The organism is Amycolatopsis cynarae (assembly GCF_026802195.1).
Classification (GTDB): Bacteria; Actinomycetota; Actinomycetes; order Mycobacteriales; family Pseudonocardiaceae; genus Amycolatopsis_E; species Amycolatopsis_E rhizosphaerae.
Map to the genome: position 1 here is coordinate 3,746,494 of NZ_CP113836.1, position 25,839 is coordinate 3,772,332.

Below are 25,839 nucleotides of genomic sequence, written 5' to 3' on the forward strand. Positions count from 1 at the left end.
ACAATGGTGCCGCCCGTGGGAAACCCCGTACCGGCGGCAGGTGCCGGCCCCGGTGCCTCGCAGCCGCGGGGCCGGGCTCCCCGCTCGGCCCGCGAGGAGATCCGCTGCGAGAGGTTCGCGCAGGCGCTGGGCGTCCCGCACATCACGATCGACGACAACTTCTTCCCGCCCGGCGGCCACCCGTTGCCCGCCGTCCGGCTGATCGGCCGGATCCGTGCCACCTCCGGCGTCGTGCCGGCGCTGCGCTCCCTGTTCGAATCGGCGACCGTCGCCGCCCTCACCGGCCAACCGGCCGGGACCAGGGCAGCGCGGCCGGCACTGCGCCGGATGCCAAGGCCCGAGGAGGTCTCATGATCCCGCTGTCCTTCGCCCAGCAGCGGCTGTGGTTCCTGAGCCGGTTGGAGGGGCCGAGCCCCACCTACAACGTGCCGCTGGCGGTGCGGATGTCCGGCCCGCTGGACCGGGTGGCGCTGGTGGCCGCCCTGGGCGACGTGATCGCGCGGCACGAGTCGTTGCGGACGAAGTTCCCCGAACGGGACGGCGAGCCCTACCAGCGAGTGCTGGCCCCCGCCGACGCGCCGGTGACCCTGCCGGTGGTCGACGCCGCTCCGGACGGCCTGGACGCGGCCATCGCCGAGGCCGTCGCGCAGCCCTTCCACATCGACGCCGAGGTTCCGCTGCGGCTGCGGCTACTCACGCTCGGCGCGCAGGAGCACGTGCTGCTGGTCGTGATGCACCACATCATCGCCGACGGCTGGTCCACGCGGCCGTTGCTTCAGGACCTGTCCACCGCGTACGCGGCCCGCTGCCGGCAGGAAAGTCCACAGTGGAGCGATCTTCCCGTGCAGTACTCGGACTACGCCCTGTGGCAGCGGGACGTCCTGGGTTCCGAGACCGAGCCTGACAGCATCATCAGCCAGCAGTTGGCACAGTGGCGCGCGTTTCTGCGGGGTGCGCCGCAACTGCTGGAACTGCCCACGGACCGGCCGCGTCCCGCTGTCGCCTCCTATCGCGGCGACAAGGTCGGGCTGCACCTGGATGCTGCGGCGCACCGTGCGATGGTGCGGCTGGCCAGGGATACCGGAACCACCGTCTTCATGGTCGTGCAGGCCGCGCTCGCGGTGCTGCTGACCCGGCTGGGTGCCGGCACGGATGTCCCGATCGGCACCGTGGTCGCCGGCCGGTCCGACGAGGCCATGGAGGACCTGGTCGGGTTCTTCGTGAACACCCTGGTGCTGCGCACCGACACCTCGGGCGATCCCAGCTTCCGCGATCTGCTGGCCAGGGTGCGCAGCGTCGACCTCGACGCCTATGCCAACCAGGATGTGCCGTTCGAGCGCGTGGTCGAGGTGCTGAACCCGACCCGCAGCCTCGCCAGCCACCCGCTGTTCCAGGTGATGCTGGTACTGCAGAACGCCAGCGCCGACCGGGTCGATCTGCACGGGCTCCGTGCCGGGATCCTGCCGACGCCGGTATCCGGGGTGGCCAAGTTCGACCTGTCGTTCTCCGTGGAGGAGACGCTGACGGACGACGGGGAGGCGGCGGGCATCGAAGGCACGCTCGAGTACGCCGAGGATCTGTTCGACCGGGCGACCGCGGCCGACCTGGCCGCCCGGTTGACGCGCGTGCTGGCCTCGGCCGTCGCCGACCCGGACCGGGCCATCGGTGAACTCGACCTGCTCGATGCGGCCGAACGGCAGCGGATTCTCGTCGACTGGAACGACACCGAGCGCCCGGTTCCCCCTCTCGACGTGGCGGCACTGTTCGAGCAACAGGTGCGGCGCAACCCGCAGGCGCCCGCGTTGACGGACCGGGACGGCACCCTGTCCTACGCCGAACTCAACACCCGCGCGAACCGGCTCGCCCACCGGCTGGCCGATCTCGGCGTCGGACCCGACGCCCCGGTGGCGGTGTCGATGGAACGTTCCGCCGACCTGGTGGTGGCCATGATCGCGGTGGTCAAGGCGGGTGGCGCCTACGTGCCGCTGCATGCGAGCTACCCCCCGGCCAGGATGAGTCTGATGCTGCGCGAGACCGGCGCGTCCGTGCTGATCACCGATCGCGGCTCGGCAGGGCATCGGTTCGACCACGAAGCGACGGTCCTGCAGGTGGGCGGACAGCCGCTCGACGGACTGGCCGGTACGGACCTGTGCCTGCCGCTGACCGGCGAAAACCTCGCCTACATCATGTACACCTCGGGTTCGACCGGCACCCCCAAGGGAGTCGGCGTCACCCATGCCGGCGTGGTCAGGCTGGCAGCGGACCGGGGTTGGCAGCACGGCGGCGATCACCGGGTACTGCTGCATTCCTCGCACGCTTTCGACGCCGCCACCTGGGAGATCTGGGGGCCGTTGCTGGCCGGTCACGAAGTGGTCGTGGCACCGGAGGCCGACTTCGACGTCACCGCGCTGGCCGCCATGATCGCCGGATACCGGATCACGTCCGCACTGCTGACCACCTCGCTGTTCAACCTGGTCGCCGAGCAGGCACCGGAAATCCTCGCACCGGTCAGGGAGATCCTGTGCGGTGGCGAGGCCGCTTCCCCGTCGGCGATGGCGCGGGTACAGCGGCACTGCCCGGACACGCGACTGGTCAACGCCTACGGCCCGACCGAAGTCACCGTCATCGCGGCCTCGCACGAACTGGACCCGTCGGCCCTGGTGGAGGGTCCGGTGCCGATCGGCAGGCCCGCGGACAACATCCGGGCGTACGTACTGGACGACCGGCTGCGTCCGGTGCCACCCGGTGTCGCCGGTGAGCTGTACGTGGCCGGCGTCGGTCTGGCACGCGGCTACCTCCGGCGGCAGGCCCTGACCGCGGAACGCTTTGTCGCCGCCCCCTACGGGCGGCCGGGTGAGCGGATGTACCGGACCGGCGATCTGGTGCGGTGGAACCGCACCGGCCTGCTGGAGTACCTGGGCCGGGCCGACCAGCAGATCAAGATGCGGGGACTGCGCATCGAACCCGGGGAGATCGAGACCGCGTTGGCCGCTCATCCCGATATCGCCCAGGCGGCGGTGGTGGCCAGGGAAGACCGGCCCGGCGACCGGATGCTGGCCGCCTATCTGGTGCCCGCGGGTGACCGGCGCCCGGAGGTGACCGAGGTCCGGCGGTACCTTGCGGAGGGCCTGCCCGGATACCTGGTCCCCCAGGCGATGGTGGTCCTGGCGGAACTGCCGTTGAACTCCAACGGAAAGCTCGACCGTGCCGCGCTGCCGGCGCCGGTGCTCGGCACCGGATCGGCCGGCCAGGCCAACCGGAGCGCGCGGGAGGAGATCCTGTGCGGGCTGTTCGCCGAAGTACTCGGGCTGGACTCGGTGGGAGTCGAGGACGGCTTCTTCGACCTGGGTGGGCATTCGCTGCTGGTGACCCGGCTGATCAGCCGGGTCCGGTCGGTACTGGGTGTGGAACTCCCGGTGCGTGCGGTGTTCGAGACCCCGACCGCGGCCGGGCTGGCCGCGCGCCTGGATGCCGCCACCGCGCCACCGCAGCCCCCGTTGCGGCCGTCCGCGCGCGCCGAGGTGGTGCCCCTGTCGTTCGCGCAACAGCGACTGTGGTTCCTCCACCAACTGGAAGGGCCGAGTCCGACGTACAACATTTCGTTCTGCCTGCGGCTGCGGGGCGTGCTGAACCGCGAGGCGCTGACCTCGGCACTGCGGGATGTGGTCGCCCGGCACGAAACGTTGCGCACGATCTATCCCGAGGTCGACGGCGTCGGCCGCCAGCGGGTGGTGGACCGGGTTTCGGTCGAACCGGTGGTTTCCGACGTGAGCGCGGCGCAGCTCACCGACGCCATCGAACGCGCGGCCCGGTACTCGTTCGATCTGGCGACCGAGATTCCCCTGCGAGCCGAACTGCTCGTCACGGCACCGGAAGACTGCGCGTTGGTGCTGGCGCTGCACCACATCGCCGCGGACGGTTCGTCGATGAAACCCCTGGTGCGGGACCTGGCGTCGGCGTACGAGGCGCGATGCGCCGGGAAGGCACCGGAGTGGGAGCCACTCCCGGTGCAGTACGCGGACTACACGTTGTGGCAGCGGGAACTGCTGGGCGAAGAATCGGACGCGTCGAGCACGGCGAGCACCCAGGTGGAGTTCTGGCGCACGGAACTGCGCGGAATCCCGGAACAGCTGAACCTGCCGTACGACCGTCCACGACCGACAGTGACGTCCTATCGCGGTGACCGGGTCGAGGTGGCGCTGTCCGCGGACGGCCACCGCGCCGCGATCGCGATGGCGCGTTCGAGTGGTGTCACCGTCTTCATGGTCCTGCAAGCCGCCCTGGCGTCCCTGCTGACGCGGCTCGGCGCCGGTACGGACATTCCACTGGGCAGTCCTGCTGCCGGACGGACCGATGACGCGCTGACCGACCTGGTCGGATTCTTCGTGAACAGCCTGGTACTGCGGACGGACACCTCCGGCGAGCCGACTTTCCGGGAGTTGCTCGACCGGGTGCGCACGACCGACCTCGCCGCCTACGCGCACCAGGATCTGCCGTTCGAGCGCCTGGTCGAGATCCTCAACCCCGCCCGCTCTGCCGCACATCACCCGCTGTTCCAAGTCATGCTCGGGCTTTTCCCCTATTCGGACACGGATTTCGAGCTGCCCGGCCTCGACGTGACCACCACGGACATCAACACCCGCACCGCCAAGTTCGACCTGTTCTTCCTGCTGAACGAACAGCGGAACTCCGAGGGCGCTCCCGCGGGAATCACCGGTGTGATCGAGTACAGCACCGATGTGTTCGATCGTGCGACGGCGGAGCACCTCGCGGCTCGCTGGACCGGATGGCTGAGTGCCCTGCTGGCCGATCCCGATCGCCCCATCGGCGCCCATGATGTGCTGCTGCCGGCCGAACGCGGTCAGTTGGTCGCCTGGAACGACACGGCGGCCGAAGTTCCCCCCGAGACCATGCCGGAGATGTTCGAAGCCCGGGTGCGAGACGATCCCGGCGCGATCGCCGTCGCCTGCGGCGATGCGGAGTTGAGCTACGAGGAACTGAATGTCCGGGCGAACCGGCTGGCGCGGGTGCTGATCGAGTCCGGTGTCGGACCCGAGTCGATCGTGGCCGTCCTGATGACCCGCTCACCCGCGTTGCTGGTCACCCTGCTGGCCGTGCTGAAGGCCGGTGGCACGTATCTTCCGCTCGACCCCGAATATCCCGCTGACCGTCTCGGCTACATCCTCGGCGACGCCGGACCCGTCCTGATGGTGACCACCACGGACACCGCTGACGTGCTACCGGAATATCCGGGCACCCGCCTGGTGCTGGACCACCCGGGCACTACCGCGCGACTGGCGCGGCAGGCGGCCACGAACATCGACGACGGTGACCGTGTCCGGCCGTTGACGGTCGAGCATCCGGCCTACGTCATCTACACGTCCGGATCGACCGGCGTGCCGAAGGGTGTCGTGGTCACGCACGCGAACCTGACGAACTTCCTCACCGCGATGCGCGAGCCGTGCGGTCTGACTCCCGCCGACCGCCTGCTGGCGGTGACCACGGTCGCCTTCGACATCGCGGCGCTGGAGCTGTACCTGCCGCTGGTCCACGGCGCCCAGGTGGTCCTCGCGCAGGAGAAGACGGTCCGCGATCCGATGGCACTGGCCAACCTCGCCGCCACTCGCGGTTGCACGGTCGTGCAGGCCACGCCGACGATGTGGCAGGTGCTGCTGGGCACGACGGCGGACGCGTTCCGGGACGTGCGGATGCTGGTCGGCGGCGAAGCACTGCCCGCGGGGCTGGCCGTCCGGATGCGCGAGCGGTCGGGCGCGGTCACCAACCTGTTCGGCCCGACGGAAACCACGATCTGGTCCACGATCGCGGCGGTGCCCGACGACGAACGCACCCCGCCGATCGGTCGTCCGATCGCGAACACCCAGGTGCACGTGCTGGACGGCGAGTTGCGTCCGGCGCCGATCGGGGTCGCGGGCGAACTGTACCTCGCCGGTGACGGCCTGGCCCGCGGCTATCTCGGACAGCCGAAGCTCAGCGCCGAGCGATTCGTCGCGAACCCCTTCGGCAGGCCGGGGACGCGGATGTACCGAACAGGTGACGTCGCCCGCTGGAACCGGAACGGCGAGCTGGAATTCGTCGGCCGGGTCGACCACCAGATCAAACTTCGCGGGTTCCGCGTGGAGCTCGGCGAGATCGAGAGCGTGCTTTCGCGCCATCCCGATGTCGCGCGGGCCGCCGTGGTCGCCACCGGACAGCAGCAACTGATCGCCTACGTCACCCCGCTGGACCGGTCGCAATCGCCCGACGACGACGGGGTCGTACGGCAGCAGGTTGACGACTGGCAACAGGTTTACGACTCCGCGTACGAGGAAGAAGCGAAATCCGGAGATTTCAGCGAAAGCTTCTCGGTGTGGCGAAGCAGCTACGACGACGCGCCGATCCCGCTTTCCGAAATGCGTGCGTGGCGGGACACGACGGTAACGCGAATCCGGGGACTGCGGCCACGGCGCATCCTGGAGATCGGCGTGGGGTCCGGTCTGCTGCTGTCGAAATTGGCTCCGGACAGCGAGGCCTACTGGGCAACGGATTTCTCGCCCGTCGCCGTGGCGGCGCTGGAGGAGATCATCGCGGAAAACCCGGATCTGACGGACCGGGTCGTGTTGCGAACGCAACCCGCCGACTGCTTCGATGGCCTGCCCGCCGAGTTCTTCGACACCATCGTCATCAATTCGGTGGTGCAGTACTTCCCGAACGTGGACTATCTCGTATCCGTGCTGCGACAGGCCCTGAGCCTGGTGGTCCCGGGCGGCGCGGTGTTCGTCGGAGATGTGCGCAACCACCGTCTGCTGCGGTGCTTCCGCGCGGCCATCGAGGTGCTCCGTCATCCGGACGAGGATCCGGCGCAGTGGCAGCGATCCGTGGCACAGGCCGTGCGGCGGGAAAAGGAACTGCTGATCGATCCGGAGTTCTTTCCGGCCCTGGGTCAGGTGCTCCCCGACGTGCCGTCGGTGGAGATCGGCGTCAAGCGCGGTGTGGCACCGAACGAGCTGAGCCGCTACCGGTACGACGTCGTGTTGCGCAGCGGCTCCGGAGCCGAGTCGGCGGACGAGCCACGGGAACTGCGGTGGGGCGCCGACGTGGCCGATCTCGGGGCGCTGGAAGCCCACCTGGTCGCGTCCGGCGCAGGGGCGGTTCGGGTGACCGGCATGCCCAATGCCCGCCTGCTTCCCGAACTGGCCGCGCTGGCCGCCGTCGACGAGCGAACACCGGCGTCGCCGACGGCATCGGTCGACCCGGATGCGTTGTACGACCTGGGCAGCCGGAACGGATTCGTCACCGGCGTAGCCTGGTCCCCCGGCGCAGAAGACGGCAGTATCGAGGCCGTTTTCACCCGCGACCCGTCGAACGGCGTTGGCGCGGTGGGGATCGGGTATCCCCTCGTGGCCGGAAGCCGGCCGCTCGCGGAGTACGGGAACGATCCGGCCAGGCCGTACCAGGCCGATGCGCTGGGCCGGTCGCTGCGGTCGTACCTGCGGCACTGGTTGCCAGAATACATGGTGCCGGCCGCGGTGACCGTGCTGGACGAAATGCCGTTGACGACGAACGGAAAGATCGACCGCCGCGCACTGCCCGCGCCGGCGCTCGCCGGATCAGCCGCTTCCCGGGCGCCGCGGTCCCCCGCCGAAGAGATTCTGTGCGGGTTGTTCGCCGAGGTGCTGGGGCTGGACTCGGTGGGAATCGACGACGGGTTCTTCGACCTCGGTGGGCACTCCATCCTGGCGATCAGGCTGGCCAGCAGGATCCGGACGGTGTTCCAGCGGGAGATGCCGGTGTGGTCGATATTCGAGGCCGCGACGGTGGCGCGGTTGGCGGCTCAGCTCGACGGCGCCGACGCCGGCCGCGCCGCACTGGTGCCCGTCGAGCGTCCGCGATACGTCCCGCTGTCGTTCGGCCAGCGCCGACTGTGGTTCCTGCACAAGCTGGAAGGCCCGAGCCCGACCTACAACATGCCGATAGCGCTGCGCCTGTCCGGCAACCTTGACCAGGCGGCGCTCGAAGCGGCACTGACCGATGTGGTGCACCGGCACGAAGTGCTGCGCACGATGTTTCCCGAGCATGACGGAGTCGCTTACCAAAGCGTTCTCGACGTCGGCGAAGCGCGTCCGGAGTTCTCGGTCGTCGATGTCGGCCCGGGCGGACTGCAGGCCGCCGTGCACGAGGCGGCGAACTACGCCTTCGATCTGGCCACCGAAATTCCGATCAGGGCATTCCTGTTCCCGCTCGGCGAGAACCAGTACGTGTTGCTGCTGCTGGCACACCACATCGCCGTGGACGGCCTGTCCCTGCGGCCGTTGAGCCGGGATCTCGCTTCCGCCTACGCCGCCCGGCGGGCCGGTCACGCGCCGTCCTGGACCGGTCTGCCCGTGCAGTACGTCGACTACACCCTGTGGGAGCGGGAGATTCTGGGCGGGGAAGACGACCCGCACAGCGCGATCGGCCGGCAGGTGGAGTTCTGGCGGCGCACCCTGGCCGACTCCCCGCAGTTGATTTCCCTGCCGACGGACCGGCCTCATCCGGCCGTGCCGACGCACCGGGGCGATGATGTGCGGTTCACGGTGGACGCCGCGACCCATGCCGCCATGGTGGAACTCGCCCGCAGCCACGATGTCACGATGTTCATGGTCGCGCAGGCCGCAATCGCCGCTCTGCTGACCAAACTGGGCGCCGGCACCGACATCCTGATCGGCAGCCCGGTGGCGGGCCGGGCCGACAGCGCACTGGATGATCTCGTCGGCTTCTTCGCCAACAACCTGGTGCTCCGCAACGACACCTCGGGCGATCCGACCTTCGCCGAACTGCTGACCCGGGTCCGGAAGGCGAACATAGCCGCCTACGCCAACCAGGATGTGCCGTTCGACCGGCTGGTCGAGGTGCTCCAACCGGAGCACTCGCTGGCTCACCACCCGCTGTTCCAGATCAGTCTGGCCTATTCCAGTGGTACCGACGAGAAGTGGGAACTGGACGGGCTCCAGGTCGACATCGCCGATTTCGGTTCCGGCGGGGCGAAACTGGACCTCCAGTTCGGACTGGAGGAGACGCGCACCGCGCAAGGCCGCCCCGCCGGCATCGATGGGGTCCTCCAGTTCGCGGTCGACCTGTTCGACCGCGGTTCGGTCGCACAGGTCGCCGCGCGCCTGACACGGTTGCTGTCGGCGGTCGTGGCGGCTCCCGATCGCCGGTTGAGCGAGGTGGAGGTGCTGTCCGACCAGGAGCGTCACCGGTTGCTGACGGACTACAACGCGACGGACCGGGCGTTACCGGCGGCGACGATTCCGATGTTGTTCGCCGGACAGGTCGCGCGGAGACCGGATGACCCGGCGGTGGTGTTCGAGGACGAGACCGTGTCGTACCGGGAGTTGGACGCGCGGGCCAACCGGCTGGCGCGGTACCTGGTGGGATGCGGGGTCGGACCGGAAAGCCGGGTGGCGGTGGCCCTGCCGCGATCGAGGGAGATGATCGTGGCGGTGCTGGCGGTGCACAAGGCCGGGGCGGCCTACCTGCCGGTCGATCCCGACTATCCGCCGGACCGGATCGAATACATCCTCACGGATTCGGTGCCGTCGTGCGTGCTGACGACCAGGGCGATCGCGGAGCGGTTGCCGTCGGCACCGGGCACGGTCGTGCCGGTGGACGAGGCCGCCACCGCGGCCGCGATCGCCGGGTTGCCGGATACCGATCTCGGCGATGGCGATCGGCTCGCTCCGCTGGGCGTCGATTCCCCGGCCTGGGTGATCTACACGTCGGGTTCGACGGGTCGGCCCAAGGGCGTCGTGGTGCCGCATCGCGGGATCGCCAGCCTGGTCGCCGCCCAGATCGAGCGGCTCGGGGTAGGGCCGGGCAGCCGGGTCTTGCAGTTCGCATCACTGAGTTTCGACGCGGCCGGATGGGAAATCTGCATGGCGGTGCTGTCCGGTGGCTGCCTTGTCGTGGCTCCGGCATCCCGGCTGGCTCCGGGAGAACCACTGGCGGAACTGCTGTCTCGCCAACGGGTGACACATGCGACGTTGCCGCCGACCGCGCTGGCCGCGATGTCCGGGGAGGGATTGCCTGCCGGGATGACCCTGGTGGTCGCCGGGGAGGCGTGCGCACCGGAGTTGGTGGCCCGGTTCTCGCCGGACCGCCGGATGATCAACGCGTACGGCCCGACCGAGACGACGGTGTGCGCGACGATGAGCGCGCCGTTGTCGGCGGCGGTCGCACCCCCGATCGGCCGGCCGATCGTGAACACCCGGGCATTCGTCCTGGATGCTTCGCTCCGTCCGGTGGCTCCGGGTGTGGTGGGAGAACTGTATGTGACCGGTGCCGGACTGGCGCGTGGCTACCTCGCGCGGCCCGCGTTGACCGCGCAGCGTTTCGTGGCGTGTCCGTTCGCCGGTGCCGGTAGGCGGATGTACCGGACCGGGGATCTGGCCCGCTGGAACTCCCAGGGGCAGCTCGAATTCGCCGGCCGGGCCGACCGGCAGGTGAAGGTGCGGGGGTTCCGCATCGAGCCGGGTGAGATCGAGGCGGTGCTCACCGCGTTGCCGGATGTGACCCGCGCCGTGGTGGTGGTACGGGAGGACCGGCCGGGGCACCGGCGGATCGTGGCCTATGTGGTCACCAGTGCCGATCCGGCCGCGCTGCGCGAGCGGGTGGAGGGCCTGCTGCCGGACTACCTCGTGCCTTCGGCGTTCGTGCGGCTGGAGGCATTGCCGGTGACGCCGAACGGGAAGATCGACCATGCCGCGCTTCCGGCACCGGAAACCGACACCGGTGCGGGCCGGCGGCCGCGCGGGCACCACGAGGAGACCCTCTGCCGCATTTTCGCCGAGGTACTGGGGTTGGCCGAGGCCCATCCCGGACAGGACTTCTTCCGGCTCGGTGGCGACAGCATCCTGTCCATCGAACTGGTCGCGGGTGCCCGGCGCGCGGGGCTGGGACTGACCGTCCGCGATGTCTTCCTGCACCGCACGGTCGAGGCACTCGCCTCCGTGGCGACCAGTGGGGAGTCCGGCCGGGCCGGCCACGACGAGAACCACCGCGCGATGGATCCGACACCGATCATCGCGTGGTTGCGGGAACTCGACGGACCGTTCGACGGCTACAACCAGTCGGTGGCCGTTCGGGTGCCCGAGGGCGCTCGGATCGGTGAGCTGCGGACCGCCCTGCAGGCGGTGCTCGACCGCCATGGATCGCTGCGGTCGCAGTTGACCGTCTCGGCGGAGGGCCGCTGGAGCCTGGCGGCCTCCGGGCGGAGTTCGGCCGGGGATGTGCTGTCCCGGGTGGATGTCCACGGGCTGGCCGGTGAACAACTTGCCGCCGTGCTCACGGCGGAAGGCGAAGCGGCGCGGCTGCGGCTACGGCCGGTGGACGGTGTGATGTGCCAAGCGGTGTGGTTCGATTTCGGCGAGGACCGTGCCGGCCGGCTGCTGCTGGTTCTCCACCACCTGGCCGTGGACGCGGTGTCGTGGCGGATCCTGCTGTCGGACCTGGCATCGGCCTGGCGGAGCGCGGTGGCGGGTGAAACCCCCGTCGTCGAACCGGTGCTGACCTCGATGCCGACCTGGGCGTTGGCGCTGGCCGAAGAGGCTCGTCGACCGAGCCGGGTCCGCGAACTCGAGTTGTGGCAACGGGCGCTGGCGCCGGCCGATCCGAACCTGGGCAGCCGTCCTCTGAACCCGGCGGTCGATGTCGCGCGGACCGTCCGGTCCCTCTCGGTGAGCTTGCCGGCCGAGCAGACTGGCGCATTGCTGACCGCGGTGCCCGCCGCGTTCCACGGCGGCATCAATGACGTGCTGCTGACCGGACTCGCACTCGCGGTCAACCACTGCCGGGGAGGAAGGCCGCGCTCCGGCAGCGAGGTCGTGCTCGACCTGGAGGGGCACGGTCGCGAGGACATCGTTCCCGGCCTGGATCTCACCCGGACCGTGGGGTGGTTCACCAGCCTCTATCCGGTACGGCTCGATCCGGGACGGGTGGACTGGCAAGAGGTGCGGGCCGGTGGCCCGGCCGTCGGCCAGGCGCTCAAGGCGGTCAAGGAGCAGCTCCGGGTGCAGCCGGACAACGGTATCGGCTACGGCTTGCTGCGCTACCTCAACGAGGAGACCGCGCCGGTGCTCGCGGCGCTTCCCGGTCCCCAACTTTCGTTCAACTATCTCGGACGGTTCGGCTCGGTATCGGGTGATCACGCCGAACCCGCCGACTGGGAGCAGGTCTCGGACATCCCCCTGCCCGCGCACCGGGACGCGGAGCAACCGGTTGCGCACGTCCTCGAAATCAATGCCGCGGCGAGGCGCGACGTCGATGGTCTGCACCTGGTGGCCGACTGGTTGTGGCCGGAGGCGTTGCTGGCCGAAGACGAAGTCCGTGAGCTGGCCGAGGCATGGCTGACCGCGCTGCGCGGGCTGGTCCGGCATGTCGAGAGCCTGGCCGCCGGGGGCCACACCCCCTCGGATCTGTCACTGGCGCTGGATCAGGGCGAGATCGACGAACTGGAAGAAGAACTGGGGACGTTGCGGTGAACGAGCCGAGTGTGGTGACTTCCGAGCTGTTCGCGAGGCAGGCGGCACTGCGGGGCGCGGACGAGGCCGTGGTCTCCGACGCCGGGTCCCTGTCGTACGCGGAGTTGGAGGCGCGGGCGAACAGGCTGGCCCGGTACCTGGTGTCCTTGGGCGTGGGGCCGGAGCGGCTGGCCGGGGTGATGCTGCCGCGGTCGACGGAGCTCGTGGTCGCGTTGCTGGCGGTGCACAAGGCCGGGGGAGCTTACGTGCCGTTGGATCCGGGTTACCCGGCCGACCGGCTCGAGTTCATGGTCGCCGACTCCGCACCCGTGTGCGTGGTGACCACGCGACAGCTGGCGGACCGGCTGCCGGGGGCCACTCCCCCGGTGGTGGTCGACGACCCGGCGGTGTCGGGTGCGGTGGCCGGGCTCTCGGACGCACCCGTGCTGGACGGCGAGCGGTTGGCGCCGCTCGGTGTCGACTCGCCGGCGTGGGTCATTTACACGTCCGGTTCGACCGGGCGGCCCAAGGGCGTGGTGGTCAGCCATCGCGGCATCGGGAACCTGGTCGCCGGGCAGAGCGAGCGGTTCGCCATCGACCGCGGCAGCCGTCTGCTGCAGTTCGCCTCGCTCAGCTTCGACGTGGCGGCCGCCGAGATCTACGGAACCCTCCTTTGTGGAGGGTGTCTGGTCCTGGCGGAAGCGGGCCTGGCCGGGTTGGCCCAGGTGGTGGCGGCACGGGGGGTGACGCACGTGATGATGCCGCCGGTGGCGCTGGGGACGTTGCCGGAAGGTGCGTTGCCGCCGGGGATGACCCTGGTGGTGGGGGGTGACGCGTGTCCGCCGGAGCTGGTGGCGCGGTGGGCTCCCGGCCGGCGGATGGTCAACGTGTACGGCCCGACGGAGGCGACGGTCGTCGTGACGACGAGCGAGCCGTTGCCGCCGGGGGACGCGGTGGTGCCGATCGGCCGTCCGATCGTGGGCGCACGGGTGTTCGTGCTGGACAAGTGGTTGCGTCCGGTGCCACCGGGCGTCGTCGGCGAGTTGTACGTGGCGGGCCCGGGGTTGGCCCGCGGCTACCTGGGGCGGGCGGCGTTGACCGCGGAGCGGTTTGTCGCGTCTCCGTTCGGCCCGCCGGGCACGCGGCTGTACCGGACCGGGGATCTGGCGCGGCGGAACCAGCAGGGGGAGCTGGTGTTCGCCGGGCGGACGGACGCGCAGGTGAAGGTGCGGGGGTTCCGCATCGAACTGGGCGAGATCGAGGCGGTCCTGCTGCGGCATCCCGCGGCGGGGCAGGTCGCGGTGATCGTGCGGGAGGACCGGCCGGGAGACCGCCGGTTGGTGGCCTACGTCGTGCCGAGCGGCGAGCCGGCTCCGGCGGACGAGTTGCGCCGGCATGTCGCAGCCCGGCTCCCCGAGTACATGGTGCCCTCGGCGTTCGTGGCGCTGGACGCGCTGCCGGTGACCCCCAACGGCAAGCTGGACCGGGCCGGGCTGCCCGCGCCCGTCAACGAGGTCGAGCTCGACGTGGCCGACGGCCCGCGCGACGCCCGCGAGGAACTCCTCTGCGCTCTGTTCGCCGAGGTGCTCAACCTGTCCCACGTCAATTCCGACCAGGACTTCTTCACCCTCGGCGGCGACAGCATCATCTCCATCGAACTCGTCGGCGCCGCACGTCGCGCCGGTCTCGCCCTGACGGTGCGGGAGGTCGTCGACCTGCGCACCCCGGCCGCGCTGGCCGCGGTGGCCACCTGGGACGAACCACCGGCGGCCGAACCGGACGACGACGCCGACGGCGAGTTCGGCCCGATGCCGATCATGGGCTGGCTGCGCGAGCTCACCGACCACTACGACGGCTTCAACCAGTCCGCCGCGGTGCGCCTGCCGCGCGGCATCCGGCCCGAAGACCTCGAAACGGCGCTGCGGGCGGTGGTCGACCACCACGAGTCGTTGCGCCAGCGGCTCACCGTCGCACCGGATGGCCAGTGGAGCTTCATCGTCCGGCCGGTGGGTGAGCCCGCGGTCGCCGACCTGCTGACCCGGGTCGACCTCGCCGGGGCGACCGACGAGGAGATCGCCGCGACGACCGCGGCCGAGGCCGGGGCCGCACGGGACCGGCTGGCCCCGCGCGACGGCCTACCGCTGCAGGCGGTGTGGTTCGACCTGGGCCCGGACCGGCCCGGACGGCTGCTGCTGGTCGTGCATCACCTGTCCGTCGATGTGGTGTCCTGGCGGATCCTCCTGCCGGACCTGGCACTGGCCTGGCGGCAAGCGGCGGCCGGCGGCACGCCGCTGCTGGCTCCGGTGCCGACCTCGGCCCGGAGGTGGGCCCGAGGGCTGGCCAAGGAGTCCCACCGGCCGGACCGGGTGGCCGAGCTCGGCACCTGGCAGCGGTTGCTGGCCGGGGCCGAGCCGCCGCTGGGCACGCGGGCTCTCGACCCGGCGGTGGATGTCGCCGGCACTCTGCGCTACCTGTCCACCACGCTGCCGGTCGAGCACACCGCGCCGCTGCTGACCACGGCACCGGCGGCGTTCCGCGCCGGGGTCAACGACGTGCTGCTCACCGGGCTGGCGCTCGCGGTCACCCAGTGGCGGAACCGGACCGGCGGTGCGGTACTGCTCGATCTGGAGGGCCACGGCCGCCAGGACGTGGTGCCCGGGGCCGACCTGTCCCGCACGGTGGGCTGGTTCACCAGCATGTACCCGGTGCGCCTGGATCCCGGCCCGGCCGACTGGCAGGAGATCAGTGCGGGCGGGCCGGCGATCGGCCGCGCGCTCAGGGCGGTCCAGGAACAGCTGCGCGCCATACCCGGCCATGGCATCGGGTTCGGCCTGCTGCGCTATCTGAACCCGGAGACCGCGTCGGCACTCGCCGGCCTCCCGGTTCCGCAGCTGGGGTTCAACTACACCGGCCGGTTCGGCGTCAGCTCCGGTGACACTGCCGGTGAGGACTGGGGCCAGGTGGACGACATCGGCAAACCCCCGGTCCTCGACCCCGCCCAAGCCGTGCCGCACGTCCTGGAGATCAACGCGGCTGCGGTGGACGGACCGGACGGGCCCAGCCTCTCGGTGACCTGGGCGTGGCCCGGGGCACTGCTGGCCGAGCCGGACGTGGCCGAGCTGGCCGAGGCCTGGTTCGACGCGCTGCGGGCGCTGGCCCGGCACGCGGTGGATCCGAGCGCGGGCGGCCTCACCCCGTCGGAGCTGACGATCGCCCTCGCGCAGGCCGAAATCGACGAACTGGAAGCTGAACTGGAAGCCGAACAGGGGGCTCTGGAGTGACCAAGCTTGAGGACGTGCTGCCGCTCACGCCGTTGCAGGAGGGCATGTTCTTCCACGCCATCTACGACGAGGACGGGGTCGACGTCTACCAGGCGCAGTGCGTGCTCGCACTGGCCGGTGGCCTGGAGCCCGAAGTGCTCCGGACGGCCGCGGCCGGCCTGGTCCAGCGGTATCCGGTGCTGCGATCCGGTTTCCGGCTGCGCAAGACGGGCGAGCCGATCCAGGTGATCTACCGCGAGGTCCCGCTCGACTGGTCCGAAGTGGACTTCTCCGGCCTCGATGCCGACCGGCGGGACGAGGAACTCGGCAAGCTGCTGGCCGCCGACCGGGTGGCCCGGTTCGACCTCAAGCGACCGCCGCTGCTGCGGTTCACCCTGGTCAAGATCGCCACCGACGAGTACCGGCTGGTGCTGACCAACCACCACATCCTGGTCGACGGCTGGTCACTGGCGGTGCTGATCGACGACCTGTTCGCGCTCTACGCCAGCGGTGGTGACCCGGCCGGGCTGCCGAGGGTCACTCCCTACCGCGACTTCCTGACCTGGGTGTCCGAACAGGACCCCGCGGATTCGCTGCGGGTGTGGCAGGTGGCCCTGGCCGGAACGGACCGGCCGACGCTGGTGGCTCCGGGCACGGGCCTCGGCTCCGAGCTGCCCGCGCAGATCGACGTCCGGCCGGACCCGGAGGTGGGCGCGCAACTCCGGCAGCTCGTCCTGTCCACCGGCCTGACCGCGAACACCGTGGTGCAGGCGGCGTGGGCGAGCGTGCTCGCCGCCGTCACCGGGCGCGACGACGTGGTGTTCGGCACCCTCGTGTCCGGCCGCCCGCCGGAGATCGACAACGTGCGGAACATGGTCGGGATGTTCCTCAACACCGTGCCGGTGCGGGTCCGGCTGCGGCCCGAGGCGACCGCCGCGGACAACCTGGCCCGGCTCGCGGACGAGCAGTCCCGGCTGATGGCGCACCAGCACCTCCGGCTGACCGACGTCACCCGGCAGACCGGCCTGGCCACCCTGTTCGACACGTTCGTGGTGTTCGAGAACTACCCTGTCGACCTGTCCGCGCGGCAGATCACCCCGCGGGTGCGGCTGACCGGGATCACCGGCGACGACGCCGCGCACTACCCGCTGCGGTTGGCGGCCCGGCTGACCGGCGACCGTCTGCAGGCCGTGCTGGAGTACCGGCAGGACCTGTTCGACGACGCCACGGCGCACTGGGTCGCGGACGCGTTCGCGCGCGCGTTGCGCCGGCTGGTCCACGCGGCGGACACCCCGCTGGGACGGCCGGTCACCCTGGAGGAGGCCGACCGGGTCGCGCTGTTCGGTGACCTGGCCCGGGAATCCGCCCCGGCCCGGACCGGCGACGCGGCACCCGCGTCCCGGCCACGGGATCCGCGAGGGGAGATCCTGTGCGGCCTGATCGCCGATGTGCTCAACCGGGAACGGGTCGGGCCGGACGAGAACTTCTTCGCCATCGGCGGGCACTCGCTCAGCGCCGTCCGGTTGCTGTCCCGCGTGCGGGCCGTGTTCGGCGTGGAACTGCCGGTGCGGGCGGTCTTCGAGGCGCCGACCGTCGCCGGTCTGGTGGCGAAGCTGGATGAGGCGGACCTGGCCAGGCCGGCGCTGCGGCGGGCGGCAAGGCCGGAACGGCTCCCGTTGTCCTTCGCCCAGCAGCGGCTGTGGTTCACGCACCAGGTCGAGGGCCCCAGCGCCAACTACAACCTGCCGATGGCGGTGCGGCTGACCGGCGAGCTCGATCAGGCGGCACTGGTGGCCGCGCTCGGCGACGTGGTGGGCAGGCACGAGAGCCTGCGCACGCTGTTCGTCGAGGTGGACGGCATGCCATACCAGCGCGTGCTGCCGCCGGCCCAGACGCGCCCGGTGGTCGAGTTCGCCGAGGTCGCGGACGACGAGCTGGCCGAGGCGATGCTGCGGGCCGCGACCACCCCGTTCGACCTGGCCACCGAGTTGCCGATGCGGGCCTGGGTATTCGCCACCGGCCCGCGCGAGCACGTGCTGTTGATGGTGGCCCATCACATCGCCAGCGATGGCTGGTCCGCCGGGCCGCTGAGCCGTGACCTGGTCACCGCCTACACCGCGCGTCGCGCCGGACGACGCCCCGACTGGCCGGAACTGCCGGTGCACTACGCGGACTACACGCTGTGGCAACGGGAACTGCTGGGATCGGAGTCCGATCCGGACAGTCTGGTCAGCACCCAGCTGGAGTTCTGGCGGCAGTACCTCGCCGGGCTGCCCAGCCAGCTCGACCTGCCCACCGACCGGCCGCGCCCGGCAGCGCCGAGCTACCGGGGCGATTCGGTGGCCTTCGAGGTGGACGCCGCCGTGCACCGCCGCCTGGCCGACCTCGCGCGCGGCAGCCAGTCCAGCATGTTCATGGTGGTGCACGCGGCGATCGCCGGCCTGCTCACCTGGCTGGGCGCGGGTACCGATGTGCGGCTGTGCACGGTTGTCGCGGGCCGGAACGACCAGGTGCTGGACGAGCTGGTCGGGTTCTTCGTGAACACCCTGGTGCTGCGCACGGACACTTCGGGCGAGCCCAGCTTCCGGGATCTGGTGGGCCGGGTCCGGCAGGCCGACCTGGCGGCGTTCGCCCACCAGGATGTGCCGTTCCAGCGCGTGGTGGCGATGGCCAACCCGGCGCGATCCGCCGCGCAGCACTCGCTGTACCAGGTGATGCTGGTGTTCCAGAACAACGAAGGGCCGGCGCTGGAGATGCCCGGCCTGCGCGTGGTGGCCGAGGACTTCGGCATCGGCGTCGCCAGGCTCGACCTGTCCTTCACCGTGGCCGAGCGGTTCACGGACGGGGCACCGAACGGGATCCGCGGCACGCTGGACTACGCCACCGACCTGTTCGACGCCGAAACCGCGCAGGCCATCGCGGACCGGCTGGTGCGGCTGCTGGCGCAGGTCGCCGACAATCCGGACATCCACCTCGGCGGGCTCGACCTGCTGTCCGCGGCGGAGCGCCGCCAACTGGTGGCCGGTGGCGACGACGCCGAGGCCGAGCCGCCTGCCAGCTTGGCCGCCCTGTTCGCCGCCCAGGCCGCGAGGACTCCCGACCGCCCGGCGGTCGAGGACGGCGGAGTGACGGTCAGCTACGCCGAGTTAAACGCGCGCGCCAACCGGCTGGCGCACTACCTGATCGGCCTCGGCGTCGGGCCGGAAGACGTGGTCGCGCTGGCCTTGCGCCGGTCCGCCGAACTCGTGGTGGCCGTACTGGCCGTCACCAAGGCTGGGGCCGCGTACGCGCCGGTCGACCCGGACGATCCCGCCACGCGGTTCGACCACCTGCTCGCCGACCTCGCTCCGGCGGTGGTGCTGACCACCCGGTCCGTCGAGGGACCGGCCCCCGGAGGCGCCAAGATCGTCGAGCTGGACGATCTCGACCTGACCGGGCTGCCCGCCACCGAGCCGGCCGACGCGGTTCGCAGCGCGCCACTACGGCCCGGACACCCCGCCTACGTGATGTACCCGTCCGGCACCGCCAGGAGCTCGCGCGGGGTCGTGGTGACCCACGAAGGGCTTTCCGGCCTCGCCGCCCACCAGCGCGCGCACTACCGGATCACGCCCGAGTCCAGGGTGCTCCAGTTCGCCTCCCCCGGCGTCGACGAGTCGGTCGCCGAGCTGACCCTGGCCCTGCTTTCCGGAGCCTGCCTGGTGGTGCCGCCGCGTCAGCCGGCCGGCGCGGACCTTGCCCGCGAGCTGGACCGGCTGCGCATCACCCACGTGCACGTGCCGCCGTCGGCGATGCTCGGCGTGCCCCCGGTGTCGCTGCCGCATCTGCGTGCCTGGATCACCGGCGCCGAGCCCTGCCCCGAGAAGCTGATCGACCACTGGGCGCGGGACCGGCTGGTGGTCAACGCCTACCGGCAGACCGAGGCGACCGTGGACGTGACCTTCGCGCGGTGCCGGCCCGGCGACCGGTCCCCCGGCATCGGCCGCCCGATCCACGGCGCACGGACCTACGTGCTGGACGCGGCGCTGCGTCCGGTGCCGCCGGGAGTGACCGGGGAGCTGTACATCGCGGGCTCCGGCCTTGCCCGCGGCTATCTCGGCCGGTCCGCGCTGACCGCCGAACGCTTCGTGGCCAACCCGTTCGGTCCGCCGGGCGCACGCCTGTACCGCACCGGGGATCTCGCGCGGTGGCGGCGGGACGCCGGGCCGGAGGCGGAGGCCGCGCGGTGGCGGCTGGATCTGGTGGGGCGCGTGGACGATCAGGTCAGGATCCGTGGCTTCCGGGTGGAACTCGGCGAGGTCGAAGCGGCGCTGCGGCGGCACGACCGAGTCGCCGCAGCGGCGGTGGTGGCGCGCGAGAGCCGTTCAGGCGAGCGCAGGCTGGTCGCCTACGTGGTGCCGTCCGGCGAGCCGGCATCGGCGGATGAGCTGCGCGAGTATCTCGCCGGCCGGCTCCCCGGGTACATGGTGCCCTCGGCGTTCGTGACCCTGGCCGAGTTGCCGTTGACCCCCGGCGGACAGCTGGACCCGGCCCGGCTGCCCGCGCCGCCCGCCGACGTGCGGCCGGTCGGCCGGGCGCCGAGAAGCGTGCGGGAATACGTGCTGTGCCGGCTGTTCGCCGAAGTGCTCGGGGTGCCCGAGGTCGACCCGGAAGACGATTTCTTCGAGCGGGGCGGCAATCCCCCGCTGTGCGCCCGGTTGGCCGCGCGGGTGCGCTCGGCGCTGTCCGTCGACCTGACCGCCCGCGCGGTGGTGGATGCGCCGACCCCGGCCGCCGTCGCCGCGCTGCTGGATCGCACGGCCGGCGAACTGGACGTGTTCGGCCGGGTGCTGCCGCTGCGCGCCCAGGGCGACCTGCCCGCGTTGTTCTGCCTGCCCCAGATCACCGGGATGAGCTGGCGGTATGTCAACCTGCTGAGCGCGCTTGATCCTCGGATCCCGGTGTACGCGCTGCAATCCAAGGGCCTGGCCGGGGAGCGCCCGCTGCCGGACGGCCTCGCCGGGATCGCCGCCGAGCTCGCCGACACCATCCGCGGCATCCAGCCGGAGGGCCCCTATCACCTGCTCGGCTGGTCCTTCGGGGGCAACCTCGTACAGCCGGTCGCCCTGGCTCTGCAACGGGCCGGTCAGCGAGTGGGCCTGCTGGGGAACCTGGACGCGTATCCGCCGGAGCCCGCGCGCGTCGGACGGCACGACGAACACTACGTGCTGGCCACCATGTTCGCCGGATACGCCGAGTACTACGGCGACAAGGACGCGCCGCGGCCGGACCTCGAGGGCCTGCGTGCCCAGGTCGTCGGCTACCTCGGACGGGGCCGCAGCGAGTTGCACTACCTGTCCGTCGCCGAACGGTCCCGGGTCCTGGACGTCATGGTCGGCAACGTGCGGGGCCTGCTGGCCGAGGAGCCGGAGCGCTTTGCCGGCGACATGCAGCTGGTGGTCGTCAACCGTGGCCGCAAACCCTGGGAGACCCCGGAGAGCTGGGAGTCCCGCGTGGACGGATCGATCCGGGTGATCACCACGGTGGATTGCCGGCACGAGGAGCTGATGGACCCCGGACCGGTCGCCGAGGTCTGCGCGGCGCTGAACCCATTACTGCTGGAAAAGTGATCAGGACCATTCGGCCCCGCGGATCCGGCGGGGTGGGAAATCAGCGGCGGGGAACTTCGCCCGATAACTCGGCGATAAGTGGAATACCTAACCTTGGCGCAGGGCCTGAGCAAAGGAGCCGAGCGATGACGAACCCGTTCGAGGACGAAGACCTTACCAGTCCTCGGCGAGCACGTGCTGCTCGGGAGTACGTATCGGATCTCGGAAATCCGGATCTGTACCGAACGGACGCCCGCTTCGCGATGTGGCGGGATTATGCGGCCGCCGACGAGCCGGTATGGAGTGAACCGGGCAGCTCACCGCACGGCTTCTGGTCGGTGTTCTCCCATGAGGCGTGCCGCGCGGTTCTCGCGCCATCGGCACCGTTCACCTCCGAGTACGGAATGATGATCGGGTTCGACGCCGAGACTCCGGACCGCGCAGGCGGCAGGATGCTGGTGGTCACCGATGGCGACCACCACACCCGTCTCCGGCGGCTGATAACGCCGTTCCTGTCCCGGACGAACGCGACCACGTTGGATCAGTTCATCGACACCGAGGTCCGGAAATGCGTTTCCGACGCCCTCCGAACAGGCCGGGTCGACGTCGCCATGACCGTCGGGCCGAGACTGCCCGCCGCGGTGGTCTGCGAGATACTCGGCGTGCCGCCGAATGACCGGGAGCGACTCGTCGAACTGACCAACCACGCTTTCGGTGGCAGCGACGGGACGTTCGACAAAATGACGCCCAGTGAGGCGCATTCCGAAATTCTGATGTATTTTTACGAACTCGTGGAACGGCGGCGATCCGCCCCCGGCGACGATCTGGTGAGCACGCTGTTGTCCGACGGCCGGCTCAGCGTCCAGGACGTGTTGTTCAACTGCGACAACGTATTGATCGGCGGCAACGAGACGACCCGGCATTCGATCACCGGGTGCTTTCACGCGTTGAGCACCGTTCCCGACGCGCTGGACCGGCTGCGGGCGGATCCCGCGCTGATCCGGACGGTCGTCGAAGAAGTGATCCGGTGGACGTCACCGGCCATGCACGTGCTGCGGGTCGCCACGGAGGATGTCGAGATCTCCGGGCGGGTCCTGCCGGCCGGAAGCCCGGTGGTGGCCTGGCTGCCCGCCGCCAACCGGGACGAACGAGTGTTCCCGCAACCGCAGCGGTTCCTGCTGGACCGGCCGTCGAACAGGCATCTCGGCTTCGGCAACGGGCCGCACCACTGCCTTGGCGCGGCACTGGCACGCGCCGGCCTCACCGCGTTGTTGCGGGTGCTCGTCGAGCAGGTGCACTCGATCACTCTCACCGGCCCGCCGGAATGGCTGCGCAGCAATCTCACCCAGGGCTATCTGCACCTGCCCGTCGAACTTGATCCGATGCCGGCGGCGTTCGATCCCGGTATCGCCGCACAACGGGGACGCCGATGACCGCCGCGATCGAAGTCCAGGGGCTGGTGAAACACTTCGGTGACGTCCGTGCCGTGAACGGCGTCGACCTCGAGGTGCCTGCCGGCACCGTACTGGGCCTGCTGGGTCCGAACGGGGCCGGCAAGACCACCATGATTCGCATGCTGGCCACCCTGGTGCCGCCGGACGCGGGGCGGGCGTGGGTCGCCGGCCACGAGATCAGCGAACGGCCGGACCTCGTCCGCGAATCGATGGGTCTCACCGGCCAGTACTCCATGGTGGACATCGACATCTCCGGACGCGAGAACCTGTACCTGTTCGCCCGGCTACTGGACCTTCCGCGGCGCGCGGCATGGGCGAGAGTGGACGAGTTGCTCGAGCGGCTGGAACTGACCAGGGTGGCCGGCCGGCTCGTGTCCACCTATTCCGGTGGACTCCGGCGGCGGCTGGACTTGGCCGCCAGCCTCCTCGGCCGGCCGAAGGTGCTCTACCTCGACGAACCGACGACCGGGCTCGATCCCCACAGCCGCAACGGGCTGTGGGACATCGCGCGGGAACTGGTCGCACAGGGCACCACCGTGCTGCTGACCACCCAGTACATGACGGAGGCCGAGGAACTGGCCGACCACGTGGCGGTCATGGACGACGGTGCCGTAGTCGCCAACGGTCCGATCGCGGAGCTGTGCGCCAAGGTCGGCGGGACCGTGCTGCGGGTCCGGCCGGCACCCTCGGTGCCGCCGAACGCGGTGGCGTCGGCGTTCACCGACGCCGGGCTCGGAATGGTCAGAACCGACGAAAAAACCGGCCTGGTTTCGCTGACGATCAGCCACGACGACCAGCTCACCAGGGCGGTCCGGACGCTGGGCGAAACCGGTCTGCCGCTGGTCAGCGTCGATACGCACACCCCCGGACTGGACGAGGTTTTCCTCGCCCTCACCGGGCGCACACCGAACACCGAGACAAGGCGGAAGGCTGGCGAGGAATCGGATGGGACCTTTGCAGACCGACCTGCCCATCATGACCCCGGGCAGGTCGACGACTGATCCCCGACGGGTGCTCCGCCAGTCCTTGGCGATCTGTCGGCGCAATCTCCTGCACATGCGGGGTTCGCCGATGCAGCTGGTTTCCACGGCCGTCTTCCCGATGCTGTTCGGGATCGTCCTGATCTACGTTTTCGGCGGCGCGATCGGCAATGGCCGAATCGACTACAAGGAATACGTGCTGCCGGGCATCACTTTCCAAACCGTTGCCGTCGCGTCCAGGCTGACCGGAATATGGCTGAACCTGGACTTCACCTCCGGGATGATGGACCGGTTCCGCTCGTTTCCCATCGCGCGTTCATCGGTGCTGATCGGACGGATCGCCGCCGATGTCTGCCGCATGGTCATCGTCCTGGTCCTGATGTTCGCGTTCGGGTTCGCCATCGGCTTCCGGGCGTCCGGCGGCCCCTTGGCCGTACTCGCTTCGATGCTGCTCATGGTGGGTCTCGGCATGGCGCTGTCCTGGGTGTCGGCGTTCATCGGCCTGATGCTGCGGCGACCGCAATCCGTTCAGACGGCCGCCTCGATGTGGATGATCCCCTTGCAGTTCGGCAGCTCGATGTTCGTTCCGCTCGACACCATGCCGGGTTGGTTGCGCGTTTTCGCCGAGGTCAATCCGGTGACGCTGGTGTGCGACGCCTGTCGTGCCCTCATGGCCGGCACCGATGCCCTGATTCCGGTGACCGGTACCGTTTTCTGGATCCTCGGTACGACCGCGGTCTTCGGCCCGTTGACCGTCATGCGGTACGCCCGCCGCGTCTGAACCGCACCCACCGGTCGCTGGCATCGGATGTGCGCGAAAGAAAGGATGACCAGGACGATGCGTGTTCTCTTCCTCCCTATCCCGGCAGTCGGCCATGCCTATCCGATGGTGCCGCTGGCGTGGGCACTGCGCGCGGCCGGGCACGAGGTGCTGTTCGGCACCGCGTTGGGCGGTCTGGCCGTGGAAAGGGCGGGGCTTCCCGTCGTGGAGGTCGAGCTGGGACAGGACCGGCCGGAAGCGCTGACGAAGTCGGCCGAGAAGCTGGCCGAATCAAATCCTGGTCTCCATGCCAAACTGCGCGAGCGGGGTGACGCCGGGCTGGACTCCCTCGAGGAGGCGGTGCCGTTCTTCGCCGAGAGATCCGCCGAGTTCACCGACGTGCTCGTCGACCTGGCCCGCGCATGGCGGCCCGACCTGGTGGTGCACTCGTCGTTGTACGGCGGTGCGCTGGTGGCGGCGGCAGTGCTCGGCGTGCCCTCGGTCGAGTGTCGCGAAGGTTTCGGCCGAAGCGAGCGCCTTTCGGTCCTGATGTACCAGCACATGAAAGAGGTGTTCGCCGACTTCGGCGCCACCGGCCTACCCGAGCGGCGCGCCGGCACCGATTCCTGCCCGCCCAGCATGATCGACGGATCGCCCGGTGGCTGGCCGATGCGCCACGTTCCCTACAGCGGCGGTGCGCAGCTGCCCGCCTGGTTGGCGCCGCCGGTCGCCACACCGGACCGCCCTCGGATCGGCGTCACGCTGGGCTCGGGTTCCGGCGCCTGGCGGCTGGAACTGGCGGCTTCGATCCTGGCCGCGGCGGCGGACCTGGACGTCGAGTTGGTCCTCGCGCTCGGCGATGTGGACGCCGACGCGCTCGGCGCGATCCCGCGCAACGCCCGGGTTTTCGGCTGGGTACCGCTGTCGGCCCTGGTGCCCACCTGTACCGCGCTGATCCACCACGGTGGTGGCGGTACCACATTGACCGCGCTGGAAGCCGGTGTCCCGCAACTCGTGCTGGCCACCGGCGCGGACAACGGCATCAACGCCAGGGCGGTGCACAACCGCGGCGTCGGCATCTCGGCCAGGATCGAGGAGGTCGACACCGCCCTGGTGCGCCGACTGGTCACCGATGATGCGTTGCGCTCGGCCGCCGGGCAGGTTCAGGCGGAGATCTCCGCCATGCCAACCCCGGCCGAGGTCGTACCCAGGCTGGCAAGCCTGTGCGAGCCGTGACTCAGCCGCCAAGGCGGGCGGCCAGGGGCGTGGCGGGGTGCCCTGAAGGTCGCCTTCAGGGTCATAA

The 25,839-nt window shown here is 70.5% G+C and carries 8 protein-coding genes; all 8 read left to right on the forward strand.

Annotated elements, in window-relative coordinates; translation table 11 throughout:
• Positions 1 to 15 precede the first annotated feature (15 nt).
• A complete protein-coding gene (locus ORV05_RS18020) occupies positions 16 to 354 on the forward strand; it encodes a phosphopantetheine-binding protein (protein WP_268440590.1) in 339 nt (112 codons plus the stop codon).
• Positions 351 to 12,518, forward strand: coding sequence for a non-ribosomal peptide synthetase (locus ORV05_RS18025; protein ID WP_268440591.1), 12,168 nt, complete (start codon positions 351 to 353; stop codon positions 12,516 to 12,518). Before ORV05_RS18020 ends, ORV05_RS18025 begins: the two co-directional genes overlap by 4 nt.
• Complete coding sequence (locus ORV05_RS18030) at positions 12,515 to 15,778, forward strand: amino acid adenylation domain-containing protein (protein ID WP_268440593.1); 3,264 nt, start codon at positions 12,515 to 12,517, stop codon at positions 15,776 to 15,778. Before ORV05_RS18025 ends, ORV05_RS18030 begins: the two co-directional genes overlap by 4 nt.
• A complete protein-coding gene (locus ORV05_RS18035) occupies positions 15,775 to 21,363 on the forward strand; it encodes a non-ribosomal peptide synthetase (RefSeq protein ID WP_268440594.1) in 5,589 nt (1,862 codons plus the stop codon). Before ORV05_RS18030 ends, ORV05_RS18035 begins: the two co-directional genes overlap by 4 nt.
• A gap of 32 nt (positions 21,364 to 21,395) precedes the next feature.
• A complete protein-coding gene (locus ORV05_RS18040; protein ID WP_268440595.1) occupies positions 21,396 to 22,775 on the forward strand; it encodes a cytochrome P450 in 1,380 nt (459 codons plus the stop codon).
• On the forward strand, positions 22,772 to 23,797 hold the full coding sequence (locus ORV05_RS18045) for an ATP-binding cassette domain-containing protein (protein WP_268440596.1): 1,026 nt from the start codon (positions 22,772 to 22,774) through the stop codon (positions 23,795 to 23,797). Before ORV05_RS18040 ends, ORV05_RS18045 begins: the two co-directional genes overlap by 4 nt.
• A 70-nt stretch (positions 23,798 to 23,867) precedes the next feature.
• Complete coding sequence (locus ORV05_RS18050; RefSeq protein ID WP_268440597.1) at positions 23,868 to 24,557, forward strand: ABC transporter permease; 690 nt, start codon at positions 23,868 to 23,870, stop codon at positions 24,555 to 24,557.
• Positions 24,558 to 24,614: 57 nt separating this feature from the next.
• Positions 24,615 to 25,772 carry a nucleotide disphospho-sugar-binding domain-containing protein gene (locus ORV05_RS18055; RefSeq protein ID WP_268440598.1) on the forward strand — a complete coding sequence of 386 codons (1,158 nt, stop codon included), beginning with the start codon at positions 24,615 to 24,617 and terminating at the stop codon, positions 25,770 to 25,772.
• The last annotated feature ends 67 nt before the right edge of the window (positions 25,773 to 25,839 follow it).

Coding starts and splice junctions, on each gene's coding strand:
- ORV05_RS18045 (WP_268440596.1), top strand. CDS start 22,772: ATGACCGCCGCGATCGAAGTCCAGGGGCTGGTGAAACACTTCGGTGAC.
- ORV05_RS18025 (WP_268440591.1), top strand. CDS start 351: ATGATCCCGCTGTCCTTCGCCCAGCAGCGGCTGTGGTTCCTGAGCCGG.
- ORV05_RS18050 (WP_268440597.1), top strand. CDS start 23,868: ATGCAGCTGGTTTCCACGGCCGTCTTCCCGATGCTGTTCGGGATCGTC.
- ORV05_RS18055 (WP_268440598.1), top strand. CDS start 24,615: ATGCGTGTTCTCTTCCTCCCTATCCCGGCAGTCGGCCATGCCTATCCG.